The organism is Aureitalea sp. L0-47 (assembly GCF_026126405.1).
GTDB lineage: Bacteria > Bacteroidota > Bacteroidia > Flavobacteriales > Flavobacteriaceae > Pukyongia.
Window position 1 is genome coordinate 1 of record NZ_JAFMTQ010000057.1, and the last position, 407, is coordinate 407.

Genomic DNA, 407 nt, shown 5'->3' on the forward strand with positions numbered 1-407 from the left:
TTTGAAGGTGAAGACACCTTCGAATACACCATTTGTGATGATGGAACCCCGGCCCTTTGTGATACGGCCACGGTAACCATACAGGTGATCCCGAATAGTGGAAACATCACGGTAGCCAATGATGATGCTTATAACGGCTTTATCGACAATCCGATTACCGGAAATGTACTGGACAACGACAACGATCCTGAAGGGGATACACAAACGGTAGATACGAATGTAACTCCGGTGAGTGGTCCGTCCAATGGTACCCTTACCATTAACCCTGACGGTAGTTTCACATATACGCCAAATGCTGGTTTCTTCGGAACAGATCAGTTCGTATACGAGATCTTCGACAATGGAGCTCCAGTTGCAACTGATCAGGCAACGGTTTACCTCACGGTAGCCGATCCGAACAACGATAT

1 protein-coding gene is annotated in these 407 nt (G+C 47.2%); it reads left to right on the plus strand.

From position 1 onward, the window contains the following. The coding region (locus J1N09_RS15445; RefSeq protein WP_265201181.1) for an Ig-like domain-containing protein at positions 1–407 on the plus strand (407 nt) is incomplete at both ends.